Annotated in this window: 13 protein-coding genes; all 13 read left to right on the forward strand. The window is 35.1% G+C overall.

Translation table 11 applies throughout. The annotated features are described in order from the left end of the window. Positions 1-16: 16 nt before the first annotated feature. The 13 genes from ACQY63_RS11470 to ACQY63_RS11530 all read left to right on the forward strand — a co-directional run bounded on the left by ACQY63_RS11470 (position 17) and on the right by ACQY63_RS11530 (position 23,384). Positions 17-1,705, forward strand: a complete 1,689-nt coding sequence (locus ACQY63_RS11470; RefSeq protein ID WP_022164713.1) for an ABC transporter substrate-binding protein — start codon at positions 17-19, stop codon at positions 1,703-1,705. A gap of 84 nt (positions 1,706-1,789) precedes the next feature. Beyond that, on the forward strand, positions 1,790-4,912 hold the full coding sequence (locus ACQY63_RS11475; RefSeq protein WP_022164714.1) for an extracellular solute-binding protein: 3,123 nt from the start codon (positions 1,790-1,792) through the stop codon (positions 4,910-4,912). Beyond that, a complete protein-coding gene (locus ACQY63_RS11480; RefSeq protein WP_022164715.1) occupies positions 4,912-5,865 on the forward strand; it encodes a carbohydrate ABC transporter permease in 954 nt (317 codons plus the stop codon). Before ACQY63_RS11475 ends, ACQY63_RS11480 begins: the two co-directional genes overlap by 1 nt. 16 nt (positions 5,866-5,881) lie before the next feature. Next, positions 5,882-6,751, forward strand: a complete 870-nt coding sequence (locus ACQY63_RS11485) for a carbohydrate ABC transporter permease (RefSeq protein WP_302689965.1) — start codon at positions 5,882-5,884, stop codon at positions 6,749-6,751. A 10-nt stretch (positions 6,752-6,761) separates the two neighbouring features. Next, entirely contained in the window at positions 6,762-8,825 is a 2,064-nt protein-coding gene (locus tag ACQY63_RS11490; RefSeq protein WP_022164717.1) for an L-dopachrome tautomerase-related protein, read from the forward strand. After that, positions 8,809-11,328: a DUF5696 domain-containing protein gene (locus tag ACQY63_RS11495; RefSeq protein WP_428245244.1), complete on the forward strand. Its 2,520-nt coding sequence runs from the start codon at positions 8,809-8,811 to the stop codon at positions 11,326-11,328. Before ACQY63_RS11490 ends, ACQY63_RS11495 begins: the two co-directional genes overlap by 17 nt. Continuing rightward, complete coding sequence (locus ACQY63_RS11500; protein ID WP_022164719.1) at positions 11,328-12,416, forward strand: carbohydrate ABC transporter permease; 1,089 nt, start codon at positions 11,328-11,330, stop codon at positions 12,414-12,416. Before ACQY63_RS11495 ends, ACQY63_RS11500 begins: the two co-directional genes overlap by 1 nt. Then, positions 12,406-13,362, forward strand: coding sequence for a carbohydrate ABC transporter permease (locus tag ACQY63_RS11505; protein ID WP_302689968.1), 957 nt, complete (start codon positions 12,406-12,408; stop codon positions 13,360-13,362). The genes ACQY63_RS11500 and ACQY63_RS11505 overlap by 11 nt, the downstream gene beginning before the upstream one ends. A 61-nt stretch (positions 13,363-13,423) precedes the next feature. Further along, positions 13,424-14,812: a family 16 glycosylhydrolase gene (locus ACQY63_RS11510; RefSeq protein ID WP_022164722.1), complete on the forward strand. Its 1,389-nt coding sequence runs from the start codon at positions 13,424-13,426 to the stop codon at positions 14,810-14,812. Positions 14,813-14,884: 72 nt separating this feature from the next. Next, on the forward strand, positions 14,885-15,883 hold the full coding sequence (locus tag ACQY63_RS11515; protein ID WP_022164723.1) for a LacI family DNA-binding transcriptional regulator: 999 nt from the start codon (positions 14,885-14,887) through the stop codon (positions 15,881-15,883). A 13-nt stretch (positions 15,884-15,896) separates the two neighbouring features. After that, the gene (locus ACQY63_RS11520; RefSeq protein ID WP_428245245.1) at positions 15,897-19,076 is read left to right on the forward strand and encodes a cellobiose phosphorylase; all 3,180 of its coding nucleotides are present in this window, start codon (positions 15,897-15,899) and stop codon (positions 19,074-19,076) included. A 492-nt stretch (positions 19,077-19,568) separates the two neighbouring features. Beyond that, on the forward strand, positions 19,569-22,265 hold the full coding sequence (locus tag ACQY63_RS11525; protein WP_022164599.1) for a GH36-type glycosyl hydrolase domain-containing protein: 2,697 nt from the start codon (positions 19,569-19,571) through the stop codon (positions 22,263-22,265). Between the two features lie 216 nt (positions 22,266-22,481). Next, the gene (locus ACQY63_RS11530) at positions 22,482-23,384 is read left to right on the forward strand and encodes a glycosyl hydrolase family 17 (protein WP_022164600.1); all 903 of its coding nucleotides are present in this window, start codon (positions 22,482-22,484) and stop codon (positions 23,382-23,384) included. The last annotated feature ends 190 nt before the right edge of the window (positions 23,385-23,574 follow it).

Consider the following 23,574-nt stretch of genomic DNA (forward strand, 5'->3'; position numbering starts at 1 on the left):
TAAGGAGGAGAATAAAATGAAAAAATTAGGCCGTAAAGCATTAGCTTTATCACTAACAGTTGTTATGGGAACATCAATGTTATTAACAGGATGTGGCTCAGGTAGCTCAGATGGAAAGGACGGAAGTGTTGATAGTCCAAAAGATTTAGGAGTTACAACAGGATTGAATGCTGATACAAAGGGCGACATTTCAATTATGGTATGGTCAGGTGATGGAAAGTATTACGAAGATATCGGAAACCCTGACAGCAAAGCTGGTAAGCAATTATCAGATGCAAAGAACATTACAGCAAGTAACGTTGCACAGGTATATGCAGTAGCTCAGAAGTTCCATGAAGCATATCCTAACATTAAGATTAATCTTTGGTCAAAGAGCGGTGACCCAGATCAGTACAATACAGCAACTTGGGAAGAAGAAATGGAAAACTTCAAGGCTAAGTATGGTAAGTATCCTGATGTTTGGGCTTCAACAGATGTTACATCAGATGTTAAGAAAGGTTTAGTTGCTGACTTATCAGTTTACAAAGATGATGAAACATATAAGTCATACAATAAATCTCTTATGGATAAGTTAAACTATTATGGATTCCAGGCTGGTATTCCATCATACACAATCCCTTGGGGTGTTTGGGTTAACAAGTCTTTAGCAGAAGATAACAACATTAGCGTTCCAGATCCAGATTGGACAATTGATGAATTTACAAGATTTGTCACAAAGGCTGATGATAAGACATTCTGGGGAATTAAAGCAATTCCTGGAACAATCATCAACATCGGAACAGAAGCAATTGCAAGAAACATTACTAAGGAAAACAAAGTTGATTTAAATAATGAAGAAGTTAAATCATTATTAAGTTACATTCCTAAGTGGTCAGACCACACAATCGATTCTGCAGAAGGTTCAGGTGCCTTAACTAAGGAAATCGTTCAGGAAAGCAAGGCTTATACATGGTACTACTTCACAAACAACAGAACATTAGTTAACACAACAGATCCTTGGTTCTTAACAGCAGGCGCTGATGAATCAGCAAAGGACAGCGATGCATACATCAAGGCTGCTGATTGGGATTATTATCCATTCCCATCAACTAAGTATACAGAAAACAGCGTTAAGATCGTTATGGATCCAATGTGTATACATAACTACGCACAGGATGATGGAAACACAGAATGGAGCAAGGCAGAAACACAGAAGAGAGATGTAGCTTACACATTCGCATCATTCTGGACAGCTTCAACAGTAGCAAAGAAAGCAGTTTATGCTCAGAAGTTCTCTGAAAACGGAGAAATGAAACTTGCAGCTGGAGATTCATTCCCAGTTGTAACAGGTAAGGCTTATGATGAACAGATGGATTTATGGAACAGCATCGATGCTCATAAACTTTACAAAGACAAAGCAGGATTCCAGGAAGTTCTTAAGATCTGGAAAGAAGGCAAGAACACAGTTGTTGACTATAGCGATGCATGTGAAAAGTGTTGGACTAAGTCAGTTACTGAAAGTGGAGAAAAGAAAGATACATTATATGAATGGAATCATAATGGTGACGAGCAGGTAGTTGGAGCATGGCCTGGAGATAAGGATTGGGCTGATAATGTTAAGGCTAAACTTTCAGATTGGAATTCAACAATCAACAAACGTATTGATAAAGCTCAGACACAGCTTAAAGATGCTTTAAAGAAATACTATAATATTGAGGCTAAATAGTAATTACTAATTAATTATTATAAACATAAGAGCGGAACTGCCGTTAAAGTAGTTCCGCTTTTGTGAAAAAGGGAAAGGACAACAATGAAAAAGAAGATTACTACTATTATAATAGCTATAGTTTGTATCGTTGTTGCTGCACTTGTTTTAACACAATTTGTTTTCAAAACAGAAACATCACATATCAAAGATGTAGATAGTAATACTTTTGAAAAAGCATATAATTTACTTTCTACATCTTATCTAAGCGATGGAGAAGAAGCAGAAGTATACTACACCGATTTCATAAAGAAGAACACAACAATTGGTGAAGGAACTCATGTTGCTAGTTTGAAAGACGGAATTGATGCTAATAAGTTCTATAACAATAAGAAGAAAGACAGCACTGATGACACAACACCAAAGGCTGTTACAAACTATAATTCAACAATGACTGAATTGAATTATAATGATAAGGCTGAATATACAGTCAAAGTAGATAAAGAAGGTTTATATTACTTGAACCTTGATTACATTTCTATTGGCGAATCATTGTCTGATTATACTGTAAAACTTACAGTAAATGGAAAGCAACAGTATTCAGAAATGAACACTATTGCATTACCAATCATATGGGCAGATGAAGACACAAAAACATATGTAGGTAGTGATAAGAAAAAGAGTTTTCCATTAGATAGTTATGGCGATGAAATAGCACCAAGTCAGAATAGAGTTCAGGAATGGACAAATACATATTTATACAATAATACATACGTTTCAAGCTCCCCGCTTTCATTCTATTTAAAGAAGGGTGTTAATAAGATTAAAATTGAAAACGTATCATCAGGTGGTTTAGCAGTTGGTAAGCTTCAGGTAGAAGCAGGAAAAAACAACACTAAGTCATATAAGGAATACGCATCAGAACATAGTAACGCAGAATTAGTAAAAAATAGTGATGATGCATTACAGGTTGATGCAGTATACTATACTAAGAAAAATTCATCTGATGCAGTATATGGATCTGAAACAAAATCTTCGCTTACAAGATTCAACATAGATAAAGAAAAATTGAATACATTACAGTGGAATGCAGCAGGTATTGAAGTTACATATACAATTAATGTAAAGAAAGCAGGTAACTACAATCTTACTTTCCATTATGATAATGGAAAGAAAGAATTTGATTCTTTCGAAACAATTAAGATTGATGGAGAAGTACCTTTTAGCGAACTTTATAACTACGCATTCGCACCGGTTTCATCAGGTTACGCTAATGAAACATTATCAGACAAAGATGGTAATGCATATAGCATTTATTTAACAGAAGGTAAGCATACAATTTCTATTAAGCAGGAAAACCAGCCTGTAATGGAAGCTTACAGATATGCATTATTACTTCAACAGCACATTACTGATTTTGAATTGGAAATTACAAAGATTACAGGTAGTGATGTTGATACAGAACGTAACTGGAAAATGACAAAATATATTCCGGAAATTCCAGAATATTTAAAAGCATATAAGACAGTAATTCAGCACATTAGATATATTCTTCAGGATTATTCACCTAATGGAAATTCAAGTGCAGTGCTTACATATTTAGATGAAGCAGAACAGTTTATTAAAGATATGCAGAAATATCCTGATGAAATTGCTTTGCACACAGCTGACTTAACTGGAGCAGATAACTCTATCTTAGTTTCATTAAGTAATTTTACAACAGAAGTTACATCAAATGATTTTACATTAGATAGAATTTATGTAACTGCTGATAAAGGTCAGATTGAAAAACCAAACCCATCAGCAGGTAGCTCAATGTGGACATCAATTAGAACATTGGTAAATACATTTACATCTTCTAAATATGCTACAGGTGCAAGTCAGGACAGCAAGACTTTAACAATTTGGGTAAATAGAGCTATCACTCATGTAGACTTGTTACAGAAGATGGTAGATACAGAGTTTGTTCCTTATTATAAGGAAAAAACAGGAAAAGACATTAAGGTTAAAGTTTCTACAATGCCTGATGTTGCAAAATTAACATTGGCTATTGCAGCGAAAGAAACACCTGACGTAGCATTAGGACTTATGTCTTATGTACCTTTTGATTTATCAAGCCGTGGAGCTTTATATGATTTAACAAAGTTCGATGATTTCTGGACAGTGGCAAGAAGATTTCCAACAGGATCTTTTGTATCATATGTATACAATGAAGGTATGTATGCAATTCCTGAAACAACAGACTTTAACGCTATAGTTTACAGAACCGACATTTTTAACAACTTAGGACTTAAAGTCCCAAGTACATGGAATGAATTAATAGATATTTTACCAACATTGCAGAGATATGGTATGAACTTCTATCATAACATTGCATTAGGTACAACAGGTTACAAGTGGTTCTACCAGACATCCCCAATGATTTTACAGAATGGTGGAGAATTATATACTCAGGACGAGAATGGTCTTGTTACAACAGGTATTGATTCTAAGAAATCTGTAAAGGGATTGTCATTGTTAGGTAACTTATTTACAAAGTATTCACTTGAAACATCAGTACAGAACTTCTTTAACTCATTTAGATATTCAACTAATCCAATTGGTATTATTGGAATGGAAGATTATACATTGATTAATAATGGTGCTAAGGAATTAGAAGGTAAATGGGCTATCGCTCCATATCTTGGAACAGAACAGGAAGATGGTAGCATTGACAGAACATTCGTTGCAAATGGTACAGGTGGAGCAATTTTCAAGACTTCAAATAAGAAAGATGAATCTTGGGAATTCTTAAAATGGTGGACAAGCAAAAAAGTTCAGACAGAATATACTTATACATTACGTTCATCTTATGGTAAGACATTCTTCTGGTTATCAGCTAACAAGGCGGCATTACAGAATAACCCAATGGATGAAGCTGATAAGAAGATTATTACTGAACAGCTTGACTATGTAACAGACGTTACAAGAACACCTGGTCAGTACCTATTAGAAAGAACAATTTCTAATATTTGGACAACAATGGTATTCGACGGAACAGCCGGTCAGGTAGCTGTTGATGAAGCTAAGAATGATGTTAACAAGGAAATCGTACGTAAGATGCAGGAACTTGGATATTATGACGAGAACGGAAAAATGGTTAAGAAATTCAAACTTCGTGGATATGATTGGATAAAAGAAAATCAGGATAAAGCGAAAGCTAATCCGGAAGAGGAGGTAAGCAAATAATGAGTAGTGCAGCTGCAGCAGTAGAGAAAACAGCCACAAAGTCAAAAGGCGGTAAAAAATTCTACCAGACTGAAGGATTTAGATCATTTTTACTTTTACTTCCTTACGGATTGCTATTCTTTACATTTATATTATTGCCAATACTTATAGCTATTGGTTTATCATTTACATACTTTGACGTTATTAATATGCCAAAGTTTGCAGGGTTAACAAACTACATTACTCTTTTTACAGGTGATGAAGTTTTCATGAAATACGTTTTACCTAACACTGTACTTTACGCTATTGTAGTTGGTATTGGTGGTTATGTATTATCGTTTATTATGGCATGGATTCTTGCTCAGGTTACTCCAAGAGCAAGAACACTATATGCTTTAGCAATGTACACACCTTCATTGTCAGGTCAGATTATGATTCAGGTTATCTGGAAAACAATCTTCTCAGGTGACCAAAGTGGTCTTGCTAACGCATGGTTACAGAAATTAGGCTTTATAAATCAGCCTATTCAGTGGTTAATATCATCTGACTACTTTATGCAGATTATGATATTCATATCATTATGGTCATCAATGGGTATCGGTTTCTTATCCATGTTATCAGGTATTATGAACATAGACCAGGAATTATACGAGGCAGCTTATGTGGATGGTATCAAAAACAGAGCCCAGGAAATTATTTATATTACAGTCCCATCAATGAAACCACAGATGTTATTCGGTGCGGTTATGTCAATTGTAAACGCATTTAACATGGGCTGGATTGGTGTAGCGTTGGCAGGTGCAAACCCAACACCTGATTATTCGGGTCAGTTAATAGCCAACCATATTGATGATTACGCGTTCGTTCGATACGAGATGGGTTACGCAGCTGCAGTATCAGTTGCACTTCTTGCATTGGTATGGGTATGTAGTAAAGTAGCAAACACATTATTTACAGAGAAAGAAGAATATTAGAAAGGAGGATACATAAATGGCAGGTTTTCAGGGGAACAGAATTAATCCAACACGTTTTTCGCGTGGTCAGATTAAGTTTCATATAATTGCATTACCATTATCAATATTTATGATCCTTCCGGTAATATTTATGATAAATAATGCATTTAAACCTTTGGGAGAATTGTTTAAATTTCCACCAACATTATTTGTACAAAATCCAACATTGGATAACTTTAAGAATTTATTGAACTTATCAGGAGCAACAGGAATTCCAATGTCCAGATATTTCTTAAATTCATTAATCGTAGCAGTATTAACAGTAGTGCTTGGAATTCTCATTACGATTATGGCAGCTTATGTACTTTCAAAGAAGAAGTTCAAAATCAAAGGTGCTTTATGGGAAGTAAACCAGATGGCTCTTATGTTCGTAGCAACAGCCGTAGCTATTCCAAGATACTTAATTATCGTAAACTTAGGCGTATACAATACATGGTTTGCACATATCTTACCATTGATTGCAATGCCTGTAAGTTTATTCTTAGTAAAACAGTTCGTTGATGGTATTCCAGATGCGTTAATTGAAGCAGCGGTAGTAGACGGTGCAGGAGATATTACTATATTAAGAAAGGTAATTATTCCTTTAACAAAACCGGCTCTTGCAACATCTGTGGTTCTTACATTCCAGCAGGTATGGAACAACGTGGAAACATCAAACAACTATATTACAAACGAAGCATTAAGAACATTAACATACTATTGTAACTCCATTGGTGTAAACAATGCTGTAGCGGCAGCCGGTATGGTAGCTGCATCAAGTTTGATTTTATTCTTGCCAAACTTGATTATATTCATTTGTATGCAGTCTAAGGTTATGAACACAATGGCAAGTTCAGGTATCAAGTAAGGAGGCAGAAATGAAAAAAATTATGAAAAAAAGTTTAGTTCTGTTTCTAGCCTTGGTATTTGTGGTAATGTCAGTGTTACCAGTGGCAGCATCACAGGCAACCAGTTACTCATATACAGAAGATGATCAGGGAGAATTGGTTAGAACACAGGATGCATATTTGCCTGACAGAACTATAACAAACTTAGAATTATCAGATCCTGAAGATATGGTAATTGATGATAACAACATTGCTTACATAGCAGATACAGGAAATCAGAGAATTGTTATTTACGATTTAAACACTGAGAAAATCGTAAGAATCCTAAATGGTAAAACAGTTAACGATAAAAGATTCCCTGGATTCAAAAGTCCTAAGGGTGTATTTAGAACAAATGCCGGTGAATTATATGTTGCTGACGTAGGACAGAAAGCGGTATTCAAATTTACAAAGGATTTTAAATTCGTAAGAAGTTATTTAAAACCATCAGCAGCTATTTTTGCTGATACAAACTACGAACCAAGTAAGGTTACAGTAGATAGCGGTAACAACATCTACATCGTTTCAGAAGGTGTTTACGCAGGTGTAATTCAGTTGGCAAACACAGGTGAGTTCTTAGGATACTTCACATCAAATAAGTCAAAATTAACACCACAGCAGATGTTCTTAAAATTAATTTATACAAAAGAACAGCAGAAAAAATCAGAGTTATTAAATACTCTTCCATCTACATTCTCTAATGTTTTTGTAGATACAAATGGTACAGCATATTCAACATGTATGGGTACAGGAAATGACTTACTTAAGAAGCATAGTACAGATGGTACTAACATGCTTGGGAATGTTAAGACTTCTTCAGCATTAACAGATGTTACTGCAAACAAAGACGGTATTATTTACGCAAGTGATTCACATGGTATGATTTGGGTATATACAAGTCAGGGTGAAGTAATCTTCCAGTTAGGTGCAGAAGCAGCAGACAAAGATATTTCAGGTTTATTTACATCACTTACAACAATTGCTGTAGATAACAGTGGAAACATCTGGACAGCTGATGGTGAAAAAGGATACTTACAGTCATTTACACCGACAGAATATGCAACAACTATTTTCAAGGCTTTAAAAGAATATGAAAATGGTGATTATAAAGAAGCCCTTAGAGATTGGAATTATGTATTAAGACTTAACCAGATGTCAGTTCTTGCTCATAACGGTGTAGCAAAAGCTTACTACAATGATGAAGTTTATGACAAAGCAATGGAACATTTTGAAATTGCCGGAAACAGAGACGGTTATTCAAACGCATTCTGGGAAGTAAGAAACAAATCAATCCAGAAGTGGTTAGGAACAGTTTTAATTGTTTTAGTTATTCTTATTGCAATTAAGATTGCTATCGGATTCATTGATAAGAATCATGTACTTAAGAAAAAGAAAAGAGCTCTTGGACAAAAACTTAAGAATACACCTGTTATTGGTGAATTAGGTTATGCGTTCAAGATAACAAAACATCCAATTGACAGATACTATGATATTAGAGTAAACAAGAACGGTTCAGTGATAGCTGCAACAATCTTATACATTGTTTTCTTCGGAGTATACATGTTATACCAGACAGGTAAAGGATTTATTTACCAGTATTCAAAAGTAGAAGACATGGATATGGGAGCGGTTATCGTAGGTTTCTTTGCAATATTAATTTTATTTATTATTTGTAACTATCTTGTAACATCAATTACAGATGGTGATGGTACATTTAGACAGGTTTACTTAATACCTGCATACGGATTAATACCTGCAATGATATCAATGGTAGCAACAGTTATTATGTCATACGTATTAACATACAACGAATCATTTATCTTAACAGTTATTATGATAATTGGTGTATGTTGGAGTATTGCTCTTATATTTGAAGGTCTTTCAACAGTTCATGATTATGACTTTAAACATACAGTAGTAAGTTTGATAATCACAGTAGTATTCATGCTTATTGCAGCAATCGTTGTTTTAGTAGTTATTATTATGTGGGAACAGTTAAAAGATTTCTTAGTAACAGTAGGAAAGGAGATTATAAGAAATGTTACAGGCAGCTAAACATAAAAAGATTAAAATTACAGCACTTGTGGTATGTCTCTTATGCGTCCTTTCACTTAGCGCTGCAGTAGCAGCTGCGTTCTTGAATACAAATAGAGATACAAGACCTGCACCTAACAAGGTAACATCAAATATGAAAGTAACAAACGCATATCAGTTACTTTGTAAGAAAGGTAATTATGAATATTATTTCAGAGATGACCGCGATATTATCTTAGTTAGAAACACAAAGACAAAATATGTTTGGAAAACAGGTGTAGATGTTGCACTTCCTAAAGAAATTGAAGAAGCTTTAGATGTTGTAACAAGTGCAAAAGAAGATAAAGATCCTTCAGAAATCAAAGATTACGCTGAGGAAAAAGGAATGACAGTTGCGCAGGTTAAAGAACTTGCCAACACACCAAAGGATTCATCATTTACTAATGACCAGTATGCAGCATTTGCAAACTCAATTGTTACAGTTGAGTATTATACAGGTTCAGGTAAGAGTATGAAGACTACAAGAGTTTCATCAGCAGCAGCTAGTGAGAATGATGGAAAATCAGGACTTAGTGAAGTTGATAAAGAAAAGGGAGAATACAAATTAGAATGTGTATTCAAACTTGGTGATGATGATTTAGGTATGAATGTATATATTACATTCGGTGATGATGGAAATATCAAATACGATATACCATATAAAGAACTTACAGGTTCAGGCATCAAGAAAATTGCTAACGTAATCATTACACCGTTCTTAGGAACAAGTGGTGGTGCTACATTAGCATATGATGAAGAAGAAGCTGACTGGGTTAAGTTACAGGGAAAAGAATTAACACCTGGTTATGCATTAATACCTGACGGAAGTGGAGCTTTAGTAAGATTCGCAACAAACAATACAAAGTTCAGTGAATATCAGGGTAAGATTTATGGAACAGATCCATCAACAAACTTAACATATTATGCAACAAGCGATGACGTTGTTCCTGTACAGGAACCAACAATGCCGGTATTCGGTATTTCACATGGTGATGGAACACAGGCAGCATTTGTTGCTTACGCTGATAAGGGTGATGAATACATGAGCATAAATGCAGTCCCTTCAACAACAGCAGAAGGTGAAGTAAGATATACATACGCTTACCCAACATTTAAGTTCAATTCAGAATATTATCAGGTAACAAACCAGAAGGGTGATTCTTACAGAAAGACACAGGATACACCAAACAAGGTTGATATTTCAATGACATATCAGTTCTTAAGTGGCGATGGAAGTGATGGAACACCATCAGCAGATTACGCAGGTATGGCTCAGGCATACAGACAGCACTTAATTGATAATGGAACATTGAAAGAAAGAACAACAGAAGGTTCAAACCTTCCAATTAGAGTTGACTTCTTAATGTCAGATTCAAAGAAAGGTGTATTCTTAACACAGCAGGTAACAGTAACAACTGCTGATGATGTAAGAAACATCTTAAACAAGTTAACAAAAGATGGAGTTGAAAATATTAATACAGGTTTAATCGGATGGCAAAGCGGTGGAGAAACATTATCAAAGCCAAACAGCACAAGTTTTTCAAGTGCCGTAGGAAGTGAAAGTAAGTTCACTTCATTAATATCTGATTTTGCTAAGAAGAATATTGATATTTCATTCTCAAGAGAGTTTACAACAATTAATGAAGATATGGTAAGTTACTACAGCAACTCTGCTAAGCACTTAAATACAAAATACCTTCAGGTTGATAAAACAGATATTTTACCAAAGAATGCTCCTGTAACAGAATTTGGTTATGCACTTCCTAAGAAGACAGCACAGTGGATGGATGACTTATATGAAGACTTAGGAGAATACAGCAAGTCATTTACAATTGACGGAGCATCAAATGTATTAGTTAGTACATACAGTAGTGATGGTGTAGAAACAACAGTAAGTGATGCAATTAAGTTATATCAGAATTCATTACAGAAAATGAAGAAGAATGGTACAACACTTAACTTAGTAGCACCAAACAAATACTTATGGAAATACACAGACAGATACTTACAGTCACCTGTAGGAACATCACAGTATGTATACGAAACAGATACAGTTCCATTTTTACAGATGGTACTTAACGGTACAATGGAAGTATATGCACCATATGCAAACTTCTCATTCTACTCAACAACAGACCAGTTAAGAATGATTGACTACAATATTTGTCCTTCATTTGTATTAACACAGGAACCATCATATCTTTTAGCATCAACAACTTCATCAGACTACTATTCAACAGAGTTTGAACAGTATGAGCAACTTGTAAAAGATATTTACAACAAAGTCAACACACCATTATCTAAGGTTATTGGATATAAGTGGTCAGGCCGTAAGGTAGTAAGTGACGGTGTTATCGTTAATACATACAAGAAAGACGGAGATACAAAGAGTGTAGTAATTAACTATACAAAGGATAAAGTTACTGTAGGAAATACAGAAGTAGCTGCACAGAGTGCAGAAGTAATTGAAGGAGGTGTTAAATAATGGCTGAAGAAAAGAAGACAACAGAAGTAAAAACAACTCCTAAAAAAGACAAGCCAAAAAAGGCTAAGAAAATGCGTACATACCAGCAGAGACAGGACAGAACAGGTTATATGTTTATGGCTCCTTGGATTGTAGGTTTTGCATTATTTACATTGTTCCCATTTGTATTTACTATTTATTTAAGTTTTACAAATGTAAAGAGAACAATCAGAGGATACGAAATTGAATGGACAGGTGTAGGAAACTACGTTAAGGCGTTCATTGGAAACAGTGAATTTACACCTGCGTTAATTAAGTATTTACAGATGATTATACCTTACACATTTATTGTAGTAGTATTATCATTTATTATCGCTTACCTTTTAAATAAGATTAAAGTAGGTAAGGGTGTTTTAAGAACAATTTATTTCTTACCTGTTATTATCATGTCTGGTCCGGTTATGACACAGATTATGGAAGTGCAGGGGGCCGCAGGACAGGCAGCAGCTCAGGCTACTGCATCAGCCACGGCGCCAGAAACAACCAATGCATATTTAAATATATTTATTATGCAGATTATAGACAGCTATTCACCGGCACTTGGAAATGCCCTAGCAGGTGTATTTGATCAGTTATCAATTATACTTTGGTTTACAGGTATTCCAATTGTATTATTTATCAATGGTTTACAGAAAATCAACCCAAGTGTTTACGAAGCAGCAAAGATTGACTCAGCCAATGCTTGGCAGATTATGTGGAAGATAACAATTCCAATGTTAAAACAGATTGGACTTATTATTACAGTCTTCACAGTAATACAGCTTGGTATGTTCAGCTCAATTAACCCATTATATGAGTTAATTCAGGAAAAGACAGGTGAAACAGGTTCAGGTCTTGGATATGCCGCAACTTACGCATGGATATACGCGTTAGTGGTACTCTTACTTGTTGGATTTGTGTTCTTACTATTTAGAGATAAGAAACCAAAAGATATCAAGGCAAGACAGAAGCAGGAAAAGAAATTAAAGAAGCTGGAAAAACAGCAGAAGAGAAGATTAAATTCTCAGAAGAGACATCAGGCAAAGGAGGCAAAGTTATATGGCAAATAAAAATAACAGTGCAAAGAAGATTGATTTGTCATCAGTTAAGAAAATCAACTTTGCCAAATTAAAGAGATTAAAAGCTGTAAACATTATTTCAAAATTTGCAATTTACTTTGTATTAATTTGTATTGGATTCATTTTCTTAGAGCCAATCTTTGAAATGATTTCCAAATCAATTATGACAACAAAGGACTTAATTGATCCATCAATTACATGGATTGCAAAACATGCAACATTAGATAACTTTAAAAATGCTATTGGAACACTTGATATTCCAACATCAATTTTAAACTCAATTTGGTACTCAGCATTACTTGCTATTGCTCAGACATTTGTATCAGCAACAACAGGTTTCGCATTATCAAGATACACATTTAGAGGAAGAAACTTCTGGTTTGTAATGTTAATTATTGCATTCATTCTTCCTGTACCACTTTTAACAGTACCAAGAATTATGATGTTCAGCACTGCTGAAAGCATTTTAGGATTTAAATTAATTAACACAGTTGTTCCACAGTTCTTATTAGCATTATTAGGACAGGGAACATACTCAACAATGTTGGTATTGATATTCTACAATTTCTTTAACATGATACCAAAGTCACTTGATGAAGCGGCAATGATCGATGGTGCCGGTTCATTAAAAGTTTTCTATCATGTAGCAATTAGATTATCAATTTCAACAATCTTAGTTGTATTCTTATTCTCATTCGTATTTAACTGGAATGAAACATATACAACTAACATACTGACAGGTGATGCTTTAGAGTTATTACCGGGAAGATTATCATTATTTGATAACGGTTCAACTTCAAATGCCGTAAGTGAGTTAAACGAAGCCATCAAGATGGCAGCTACACTTATAGCAATTGCACCATTGTTAGTATTGTACGCATGCGTACAGAGACAGTTCATTGAAGGTATCGAAAATACAGGTATCACAGGTGAATAAAACATTTTAGAACAGGTGCGTAAAGCATCTGTTCTAACAGATGAAAGTGAGAGGGCAAAATATGAATAAGATGTTAAAGAAAATCATATCTGTTGCATTAGCAATGGCTATGGTTGTTACTACAGTTTATGTAGGAAATCCAACAACAGCACAGGCAAAAGTAACAATCAAGTCTAAGAAGACAGTTACTTTAATCGCAGGAAACAGCAGCAAAATTAAAGTTAAACAAAAAGGTGCTAAGTTTACATCAAGCAATAAGAAAATTGCTACAGTTTCAAAAAAAGGAAAAATCAAGGCTAAAAAGCCTGGTACTTGCAAAATTACAGTAAAAGTAAAGAAAAGCAAGAAGAAAGTAACTGTTAAGGTTACACCTGGCGCAACATCAATTGAGTACGCAAAGAACACAGCAAATAATGGTATTTCATTAGAGTGGACTGGTGTAAGCGGTGCAACAGGCTACCAGATTTACTATTCAACAAATGCAAACAGTGGCTTTAAAGTAACAACAGTTGGAAAAGTTACAAGAACAACAGTTAATGGTTTAACAGCAGGTTCAACTTACTACTTCAAGATTAAACCTATTGCAAAAGTAAGTGGTAAGACTTATGTATGTTCAAAGTTCTCAAACGTAGTATCAGACAAAGTTCGTAAGATGGTTTGGAATGATGAATTTAGTGGAACAACAATTGATTCAACAAAATGGACTACAGAAGGCGCAACTGGTGCAGGTGGCTATGGTAATAGGGAACTACAGAACTATCAGCCGGAATATGCAGAAGTAAAAGATGGAAATCTTGTTATTAAGCCACAGTTCGAAACAAAAAAAGGAACTAAGAATATTATAAAAAGTAGCTATTATTCAACAAAACTTTGGACTAAAGGATTATATTCATTTACATATGGTAAGGTAGAATTCAGAGCTAAGTTACCGAAAGGACAGGGAACATGGGCTGCATGTTGGATGTTAGGTAATGATAGTAATTATGGTACATGGCCAAACTGTGGTGAAATTGATGTTTTAGAAACAATGAGTGAAGCATCAAAGACAGTTATTCCACAGTCAATCCATAATACAAAGTTCAATGGTATGCCAACAAGTTCTGGAAATAAGTATAAACATACAACAGTTGCAACAGCTACAAGTGCATATCACACATACGGAATTATCTGGAATGCAAAGGAAGTTACATTTACAATTGATGGTAAGGTAACATGGTCATATAACCCATCAAGATATGTGGCTACAGGAAATGCTTGGGCTAACAGTAGTATTTGGCCATTTAACAAGCCATTCCACTTAATTATTAACTGTGCTATTGGTGGTGTTCTTGGTGGAACAGTAGGAACAGATTACTGGACAAAAGTAGGCACAAAGACTTACCCGGACGGCGGAGTTAATGATGTATATCAGGATAAGATGTACGTTGATTATGTAAGAGTATATCAGTAAAAATAAAGTAACAAGGAGGCTTTAAGCCTCCCTTGTTGCGAAACTTTCCAAGTAGATTAGGAGGATTATTGTATGGTTACAATAAAAGACGTTGCCAGAGAAGCGGGAGTGGCAATATCAACAGTTTCAAATGTGTTTAATAACGCAGATATCGTTAGTGAAGAGACAAAACAAAAAGTATTAGATGCAGTAGAAAAACTTCATTACATACCAAATATGAATGCAAAGTTATTAAAGTCTAATAGAAAAAATACAATAGGCCTCTTTTTAACAAGTTTACAAGGTGATTTCTATAAGGTATTAACACAGGCAATTCATTTACAGTGTAAATTAAATAATTACATGTTAAATATTTATATAAGTAATGACAACTCACCAGATGAAATATACAGAATGATTATTGCATCAGGTGTTGCAGGCGCAATTATTTACCATGAAGACTTAACAGGTGATTATGTAAAAAGAATTGCAACAGTAAATATCCCTATGGTATTTATTGACAGAGATAGCAAAGGTAAGAACATTTCAGGTGTTTTAGTTGATGACAAATTAGGCGCATCAATGGCAATTGATTACTTATTAAAATTAGGACATAAGAGAGTCGGTTACATGCACGGAAATGATACGGGAGATGACAGGCATCGTTATCAGGGATATGTTGAAATTATGCAGAAGCATAATCTCCCAATTGATGAAGACATTGTTTTAAGAGGTTACTACGAAGAGAGCCTGGCATACAGCGAGATGCGCTCTATGCTATCAAGTGGAATAAAGATTCCTGATGCAATGTTTTGTGCCAATGACGAAATGGCTTGGGGTTGCATAAAAGCGCTACAGGATGTGGGAATTAAGGTTCCTGAACAGGTAAGCGTAATAGGATACGATGACAGCACAATTAGTGGATATTATGGCGTTCCACTTACAACAGTACACAGCCCAATTACAGAAATGGGTAGTGCAAGCGCAAATGAATTATTCAGATTATTAAACGATGATGGTGACAAGAGCGGTACAGTTACAAAACTTTCACCAAAGATGGTTTACAGAAGTTCATGCGGAAAACGCAAATAAAAAGGAGATTATTATGGAGAATTATAGACTTGAAGGTAAGACATTTGTTATAGATGATTATGACAGATTGCCAGCTTTTTCAAGCTTTTTACCTGGTCTTGCAGGTGTAAAGGGTATTCCAATGTGGACGTTCTACACAAACAGAGGACAGGGAATGAACAGTTTTGGTATTGATAACAAGGGCAATGCCATTATGGAATTTAATTCAGCTAATACAGCTTTTGAAAACACAACAGTAAAGGGTTTTAGAACATTCTTAAAAATTGACGGCGAATATTATGAACCATTTTTCAAATATGAAAAAGAAGCAAAACGTCAGATTAGAATGAATAAAAATAGTTTCAAGATTATTGAAACAAATGAAAAATACGGTATTGAAGTAACAGTTAATTACTTCATTCTTCCAAACGAAAGTATTGGAGCATTAGTTAGACAGGTTTCAGTGAAGAACATTTCTGATTCTGCAAAAGATATTGAAGTTATTGACGGACTTCCAAAGATTATTACATACGGAATCTCAAATGGTGAATTCAAGGAAATGTCAAACTTATTTAAGAGTTGGGCATACATTAAGAACATTGATAACAAGGTTCCATACTACACACTTAGAGCATCAACAAAGGATTCAGCAGAAGTTTCAGATGTTGAAGGTGGTTACTACTATCTTACAATTAAAGATGGAGAATTACAGGATGTAATCTACGATGTGGATACAGTATTCGGATATGATCTTTCATTAATGACACCTGTAAGATTTATCGAAGGTGGAATTGATAACGTAAAAGCAAAAGAACAGTGTTTCGCAAACAAAGTTCCTTGCGGATTTACAGCATTCCATGAAACAGTAGCTGCAAACCAAGCAATCACATTTGATACAATGATGGGATTTGCAGGTTCAGAAGAACAGATTAATTCAAAGGTTTCTACATTTACAAAGCCTGGCTATATTGCAGACAAGTTTGTAGAAGCAGAAGAATTAGCAGATAGCTTCACATCTGACATTAAGACACATACATCTGCCGGAAAATTTGATCAGTACATTGAACAGTGTTACTTAGATAACTTCTTAAGAGGTGGTTATCCATATGTTCTTAACAAAGATGGTAATAAGTCTATAATACATTTATTTAGTAGAAAACATGGAGATCCGGAAAGAGATTACAACTTCTTCTCTATTGCTGCTGAATATTATTCACAGGGTAACGGAAACTTCAGAGATGTTTCTCAGAATAGAAGAAATGATGTATTCTTCAATAAAGATGTTGGAGAATTCAATGTTAAAACTTTCTTCAGTTTAGTACAGGCTGATGGTTACAACCCATTAGAAGTACGTCCAAGTTTATTTAACGTAATTGAAGGAAAAGAAGACGAAGTTAATGCTTATGTAAAAGAAAACATTGACGGAGATGCAACAGCCATTGAAAAAATTGTTGCAGGTAAGTTTACACCGGGACAGATTTCAAACACAATTGCAAAACTTGGTTTAAAAGTAAAAATTGATGATGGTGATTTCATTGCAGAAATCTTAAATGATTGTGACCAGAACATTGAAGCCGGATTTGGTGAAGGTTACTGGAGCGATCACTGGGATTACAACATGGATTTAGTAGATAACTACTTAAGCGTATTCCCTGATAAGATTAACGAATTATTATTCGAAGACAAAACATACAAGTTCTATGACAGCGTTGCATACGTTGTACCAAGAGATGAAAAGTATGTTATTAATAAAAAAGGTGACGTACGTCAGTACGGTATGGAAGTTGAAGATGAAGAAAAACTTGCACGTCCTGGATTTAACAAGTGGGCAACTAACTGGTTAAAGACAAAAGACGAAAAGATTTATGAAACATCTTTAGCTGTTAAGATGGTTATTTTAGCACTTAGCAAATTCGCTCAGCTTGACGTTGACGGAATCGGTGTTGAAATGGAAGGTGGAAAGCCGGGCTGGAATGATGCCATGAACGGTCTTCCTGGATTATTCGGTTCAGGTACACCTGAAACATTTGAATTAAAGAGATTAGTAAACTTCATCATTAACAACTTTGATGGAGAAGGCGAAGTTACAATGCCTGCTGAGATTGCAAAATACTTAGATGATGTTAAGGCAGCACTTGACGAATACAACAACGGAACAATTAATGACTTCCAGTATTGGGATAAGGTTGCAACAATCAGAGAAGCTTACAGAGAAACAATTAAACTTTACTTAAGCGGTGAAGAAACAGTTGTATCAAAAGCTCACATTGTTGAAGTATTCAAGGCATTCGAAGCTAAGATTGAAAAAGGTATTGCAAAGGCTGTTGAAATGGGTAACGGACTTGTGCCAACATACATTACACATGAAGCAGTTGACTTTGAACCTGTTGTAGACGAAAATGGAGAACCTGTAATTAGTCATTACGGACTTCAGAAGGCAAAGGTTAAGAAATTTAAGGCAGTTGCTTTACCATACTTCCTTGAAGGACCTGCCCGTATGATGGGTTACGAAGATGTAGATACAGCAAGAGACATGTACAACAAAGTTAAGAACACAGGTCTTTATGATGAGAAACTTGCTATGTACAAGACTTCAGCATCAATTGAAGAATGTTCAATGGAAAATGGACGTTGTCGTGCATTTACTCCAGGATGGCAGGAAAGAGAAAACGTATTCTTACACATGGAATACAAATATCTCTTAGCTATGATTAAAGCAGGTCTATATGATGAATATTATGAAACAATTAAGGGAGCACTTATTCCATTCTTAGATCCAAATATGTATGGTAGAAGTACACTTGAAAATTCATCATTTATTGCATCAAGCGTAAATCCAAATGAAGATGTTCATGGTAGAGGATTTGTTGCAAGACTTTCAGGTTCAACAACAGAAATGATTTCTATGTGGATTCAGATGATGATGGGTGGCAAGGTATTTACTTATGAAGATGGTAAGCTTGCACTTAACTTTGATCCAAAGCTTGCAAACTGGTTATTTGATGAAGGAAAAGTTACATTCAGACTTCTTTCAACATGTGACGTAACATACATTAATAATACAGGAAAGAACACTTATGGCGCTGATGCTGCTAAGGTTTCAAAGGTTGAAATCAACGGTGAAACAGTAGCAACAGAAGGTAAGATTGTTGGCGAAATGGCAGAAGCTGTTCGTGATGGCAAGATTAATGCTATAAATGTTTACTTTGAATAAATCATTTAAAATGCTATAAATTTTTATAGAGCAAATGGTGGGGATGAGAATCTTTAGGGTTCTCATCCAACACACATTTGAAAAAGATATAAACTCTATAAGGTTCACAGCATTTTTTCTTTATAAAAGCTTGAAACGTTTTAATTTTTGGAAAGATTATAAAAGAAAGTAAATAAAAGAATTGAAATTATATCTTTTAGATGACCTAATACAAGTTCCTGCTAATTATATTTAAGAGCAAATAAAGGTATATAAAATAAATATGTAACAATTGTAGTTTTTCCAAAAACTAAAAATATAATATAAAATATAAAAAGAAAATTTTCTAAAAATAATAAGCAAAAAAGACAATCTGCAAAGATGCACACTAAAACAACTATCTGCAAAATACAGAGTAAAGACAACAACATGCAAAAATGCAGTTTCAAACAACTATTTGAAAACTATTGAACAAAATCAATTTAAAATAAAAAGGAGAAAGGATTAGATTTTATGAGCGATTTAAAGTATTTGGACAAAAAAGGAACATTTACATTAGATGATCCTGATTTAACAAGTTACATGTACTTCCCACTTGCTAACGAAGCAGGTATGATGAGTGCAATCACACCGGATTTAGGAGGCGACATTAAGCTTGACCAAAACACATTTTTACTTGAACCGGTAAGTAGCGAAAACTTACACAACAACAAGTCTTCAAGAAACTTCTGGGTTTATGTTGAAGGAAAGGGAGCTTGGTCTGTAACAGGCCGTTCAAGCAAACAGCAGGCAAAACTTTTTGAGGATGACAAGGAAGACGTAAAACTTACAGCAGGTATTATGTGGCATCAGGTAGAAAGACAGTCACAGGAAATGGGCTTAAAAGCTGTAATGACAAGTTTTGTACCTGAAACAGAAGAAAAAGTAGAACTTACAAAGTTTGAAATTACAAACACATCTGATAAGGCACAGACAATTACATCAACAGTTGCAATACCAATGTATGCCCGTTCGGCGTCAAACATCAGAGATCACAGACACGTAACATCATTGCTTCATAGAACTTTTACAGTAAAAAACGGAATAATGATTTATCCAACTCTTACATTTGATGAAAGAGGACACAACAAAAACAAGATTTTCTATGGCGCATTAGCAAAAGAAGAAGTTAACGGAGAAATGGTTTCACCTGTAAGTTTTTGCCCTGTAACAGAAGAGTTTATCGGGCGTGGAGGAAACTTCGAAAATCCATATTACGTTGTAAAAAATCAGCCATTACCATATAAGGCAGGCGAAGAAGTAGATGGATACGAAACAGTGGCTGCAATAAGATTTGCTGACTGTACATTAGAGCCGGGCGAAACAAGAACTTATATTGTAGCTTTAGGCTATGGTGAATCAGAAGCAGAAATCACAGAATTAAGCAAGAAATACTTAATAAAGAAGCATTTTGACAAATATTTAGAAGAAACAAAAGAATTCTGGCAGGAAAAAATCAACGTAAGTTATAATTCTGCTGATTCAGATTTCGATAACTGGATGCACTGGGTTAATTTCCAGCCAATGCTTAGAAGAATTTACGGTTGCTCATTTTTACCACACCATGATTACGGAAAAGGTGGTAGAGGTTGGAGAGATTTATGGCAGGATTGCCTTGCACTTCTTATTATGGAACCAGAAAAAGTTAGAGAAATGTTAATAGACAACTTTGGCGGTGTAAGATTTGACGGTACAAATGCAACTATCATCGGTTCAAAACAGGGTGAGTTCATAGCAGACAGAAACAACATTGTAAGAGTTTGGATGGACCATGGTGCCTGGCCATATCTTACAACAAGATTATATATGCAGCAGACAGGAGATATTGAATTCCTTACAGAAGCCAATACATATTTCAAAGACGCACAGATTTGTCGTGGTGAAAAACGTGATGACCGTTGGAATGACACAAGAGGAAATAAGCAGATGACAGAAGACGCACTTCCATACGAAGGAACTGTTTTAGAACATTTACTTATTCAGCATTTAACATCATTCTACGATGTTGGCGAGCATAATCATATAAGACTTCGCGGAGCAGACTGGAACGACGGTCTTGACATGGCAGAAGAACGTGGAGAAAGCGTTGCTTTTACAGCTCTTTACGGCGGTAACTTGAAGAATCTTGCTCAGGATATTAAGGATTACAGTGATAAAACAGGAAAAGATACAGTAAGCATAGCAAAAGAAATTTTGATGCTTTTAGAAGCAGATAGCAGCATTTATGACAGCATTGGCGAAAAGAATGCTTTACTTGAAAAATACTGTGATGAAGTTGGTCACATTATTTCAGGAGAAAAAACAGAAGTTAAGTGCGACTGGTTAGCCGATAAATTAACAGAAATGTCAAACTGGATTACAGACCACATTAGAAACACGGAATGGACTTCTGACAAGGAAGGAAATTCATGGTTTAACGGTTACTATGACAACAGCGGAAAAGCTGTAGAAGGTGACTTTGAAAGTGGAGTAAGAATGATGCTTACAGGTCAGGTATTTACAGTAATGTCAGGTGTTGCCACAGACGAACAGGTAGCAGAAATCGCAAAAGCTGCTGACAAATATCTTTACGATGAAGCAATTGGAGGTTACAGACTTAACACTGATTTCAAGGAAGTAAAAACAGATATGGGTAGATTATTTGGATTTGCTTTTGGTCACAAAGAAAACGGTGCAGTATTCTCACACATGGCTGTTATGTATGCAAATGCATTATATAGCAGAGGTTTTGCAAAAGAAGGTTACAAAGTAATCAACACATTGTACAAGCATTGCGCAGATTACCACAAGAGTAACATTTATCCTGGTGTGCCTGAATATGTAAATCAGAGAGGACAGGGAATGTACCATTACTTAACAGGTGCAGCAAGTTGGTTACTTCTTACAGTATTAAATGAAATGTACGGAATTAAAGGTGAACTTGGTGCCTTGAAACTTGCTCCAAAGCTTTTAGCTGAACAGTTCTCAAAGGGAATGGCAAGTGCCACATGTATGTTCAGAGGTGCAAACATTACAGTAACATACCAGAACCCATTTGGTTTAGAAGCAGGAGAATACACAGTAAAAGAAATCTACATTGACGGTGATTTATACGGAAACACAGACACAATTGCAAAAGAAGATGTAGATAAACTTGGCCACAAGAGCCAAATCACAGCAATTTTAGGCTAATGAATTTAATACTTTCGGCTGTGAAAAACATATTAACGAAAGCACGCTCCCGCTGCGTTCCGCTCGTAGTGGTTCTACAAAGCCGACTACGCTGCCTTTGTGAACCAACGGCTCCACAGCACTTTCTTATAATAATGTTTTTCACAGCCGGAAATATACAATTACCTAAGAATTGCAAGGATATTAGAAATATATTGATACAGAAGGAGAAAATAAATGTTTGATTGGGGCAGAGCAATTTGCTATTCAGGATATAGAGAAGGACAAAGTCCAAAAACCTGTACATATCCAACATACGACCAGATTGTTGAGGATTTAAAAATTTTAGATGAAATGGGATTTAAGTATATTAGAATGTACGATCCAATTAGCTATGCAGAAATGACATGCCAGGTAATCCGCGACTTAGGTCTTGATATGAAGGTAATGTTAGGACCAGATTTAATATCAGAGGTAAATAATCCAGGTTGTCCATGGTTAAAAGAAACTTACACAGATGAGGAACTTGTTAATAGAGCAAAAAGAAATGATAATAACATTGAAAAATTAATTGAAATTGCTAATAACTACTCTGATGTTATTAACGCTGTTTCAGTTGGAAACGAAAATACACCAAAATGGGGTGCTAACAATGTGCCTGTAGAACGTTTAATTGAATTTGCAGACAGATTAAGAGAAGGAACAGGCAAGCCTGTAACTTTTAACGAAGGTGCTTTCGAGTGGGTGGAACTTGAAGAACTTGCTAAACATCTTGATATTATTAGCGTTCATTCATACCCATTATGGTATGGAAACACTGTGGAGGAAGCTTTGGAAGTAAATAAAACCTGGTACAATAAAATCAAGGAAATGTATCCTGACAAATTTGTGTTATTTTCAGAAGTAGGCTGGGCTACAGATTGCGCTGATTTTAAGCAGATGAAAGAAGGTCAGGCAAACGAGGAGAACCAGAAGAAATATTATGATGCGTTTTGGAACTGGACAGATAGGGAACAGATAATTGCCTATATGTTTGAAGCTTTTGACGAACCATGGAAGGGTGGCAACAGACCAAATGAAGCTGAAAAGAACTGGGGGATATACAGAGTAGACAGAACTCCAAAACTTATGTTTAATTAATTTATAAAAAGGGATTACATACATAAATTAATTGGAATGAAAAAATGAATAAAAGTGTTTTTATTGTGAAAAACTACCAAAAAGAAGTGACTATTATCCTGATGGTCACTTCTTTTTTGAACATAATTGCTTAAAAATCACCATTGTTAAAGTTGCATAAAAAAATAAAATAAAATGGTTTTCTTTAGTG

The organism is Eubacterium sp. Marseille-QA0814, assembly GCF_965119675.1.
Lineage (GTDB): Bacteria > Bacillota > Clostridia > Lachnospirales > Lachnospiraceae > Eubacterium_G.

Excerpts from the sequence above, each read along its gene's own strand:
- ACQY63_RS11470 (WP_022164713.1), top strand. The coding sequence starts at position 17 with ATGAAAAAATTAGGCCGTAAAGCATTAGCTTTATCACTAACAGTTGTT.
- ACQY63_RS11475 (WP_022164714.1), top strand. The coding sequence starts at position 1,790 with ATGAAAAAGAAGATTACTACTATTATAATAGCTATAGTTTGTATCGTT.
- ACQY63_RS11480 (WP_022164715.1), top strand. The coding sequence starts at position 4,912 with ATGAGTAGTGCAGCTGCAGCAGTAGAGAAAACAGCCACAAAGTCAAAA.
- ACQY63_RS11485 (WP_302689965.1), top strand. The coding sequence starts at position 5,882 with ATGGCAGGTTTTCAGGGGAACAGAATTAATCCAACACGTTTTTCGCGT.
- ACQY63_RS11490 (WP_022164717.1), top strand. The coding sequence starts at position 6,762 with ATGAAAAAAATTATGAAAAAAAGTTTAGTTCTGTTTCTAGCCTTGGTA.
- ACQY63_RS11495 (WP_428245244.1), top strand. The coding sequence starts at position 8,809 with ATGTTACAGGCAGCTAAACATAAAAAGATTAAAATTACAGCACTTGTG.
- ACQY63_RS11500 (WP_022164719.1), top strand. The coding sequence starts at position 11,328 with ATGGCTGAAGAAAAGAAGACAACAGAAGTAAAAACAACTCCTAAAAAA.
- ACQY63_RS11505 (WP_302689968.1), top strand. The coding sequence starts at position 12,406 with ATGGCAAATAAAAATAACAGTGCAAAGAAGATTGATTTGTCATCAGTT.
- ACQY63_RS11510 (WP_022164722.1), top strand. The coding sequence starts at position 13,424 with ATGAATAAGATGTTAAAGAAAATCATATCTGTTGCATTAGCAATGGCT.
- ACQY63_RS11515 (WP_022164723.1), top strand. The coding sequence starts at position 14,885 with ATGGTTACAATAAAAGACGTTGCCAGAGAAGCGGGAGTGGCAATATCA.
- ACQY63_RS11520 (WP_428245245.1), top strand. The coding sequence starts at position 15,897 with ATGGAGAATTATAGACTTGAAGGTAAGACATTTGTTATAGATGATTAT.
- ACQY63_RS11525 (WP_022164599.1), top strand. The coding sequence starts at position 19,569 with ATGAGCGATTTAAAGTATTTGGACAAAAAAGGAACATTTACATTAGAT.
- ACQY63_RS11530 (WP_022164600.1), top strand. The coding sequence starts at position 22,482 with ATGTTTGATTGGGGCAGAGCAATTTGCTATTCAGGATATAGAGAAGGA.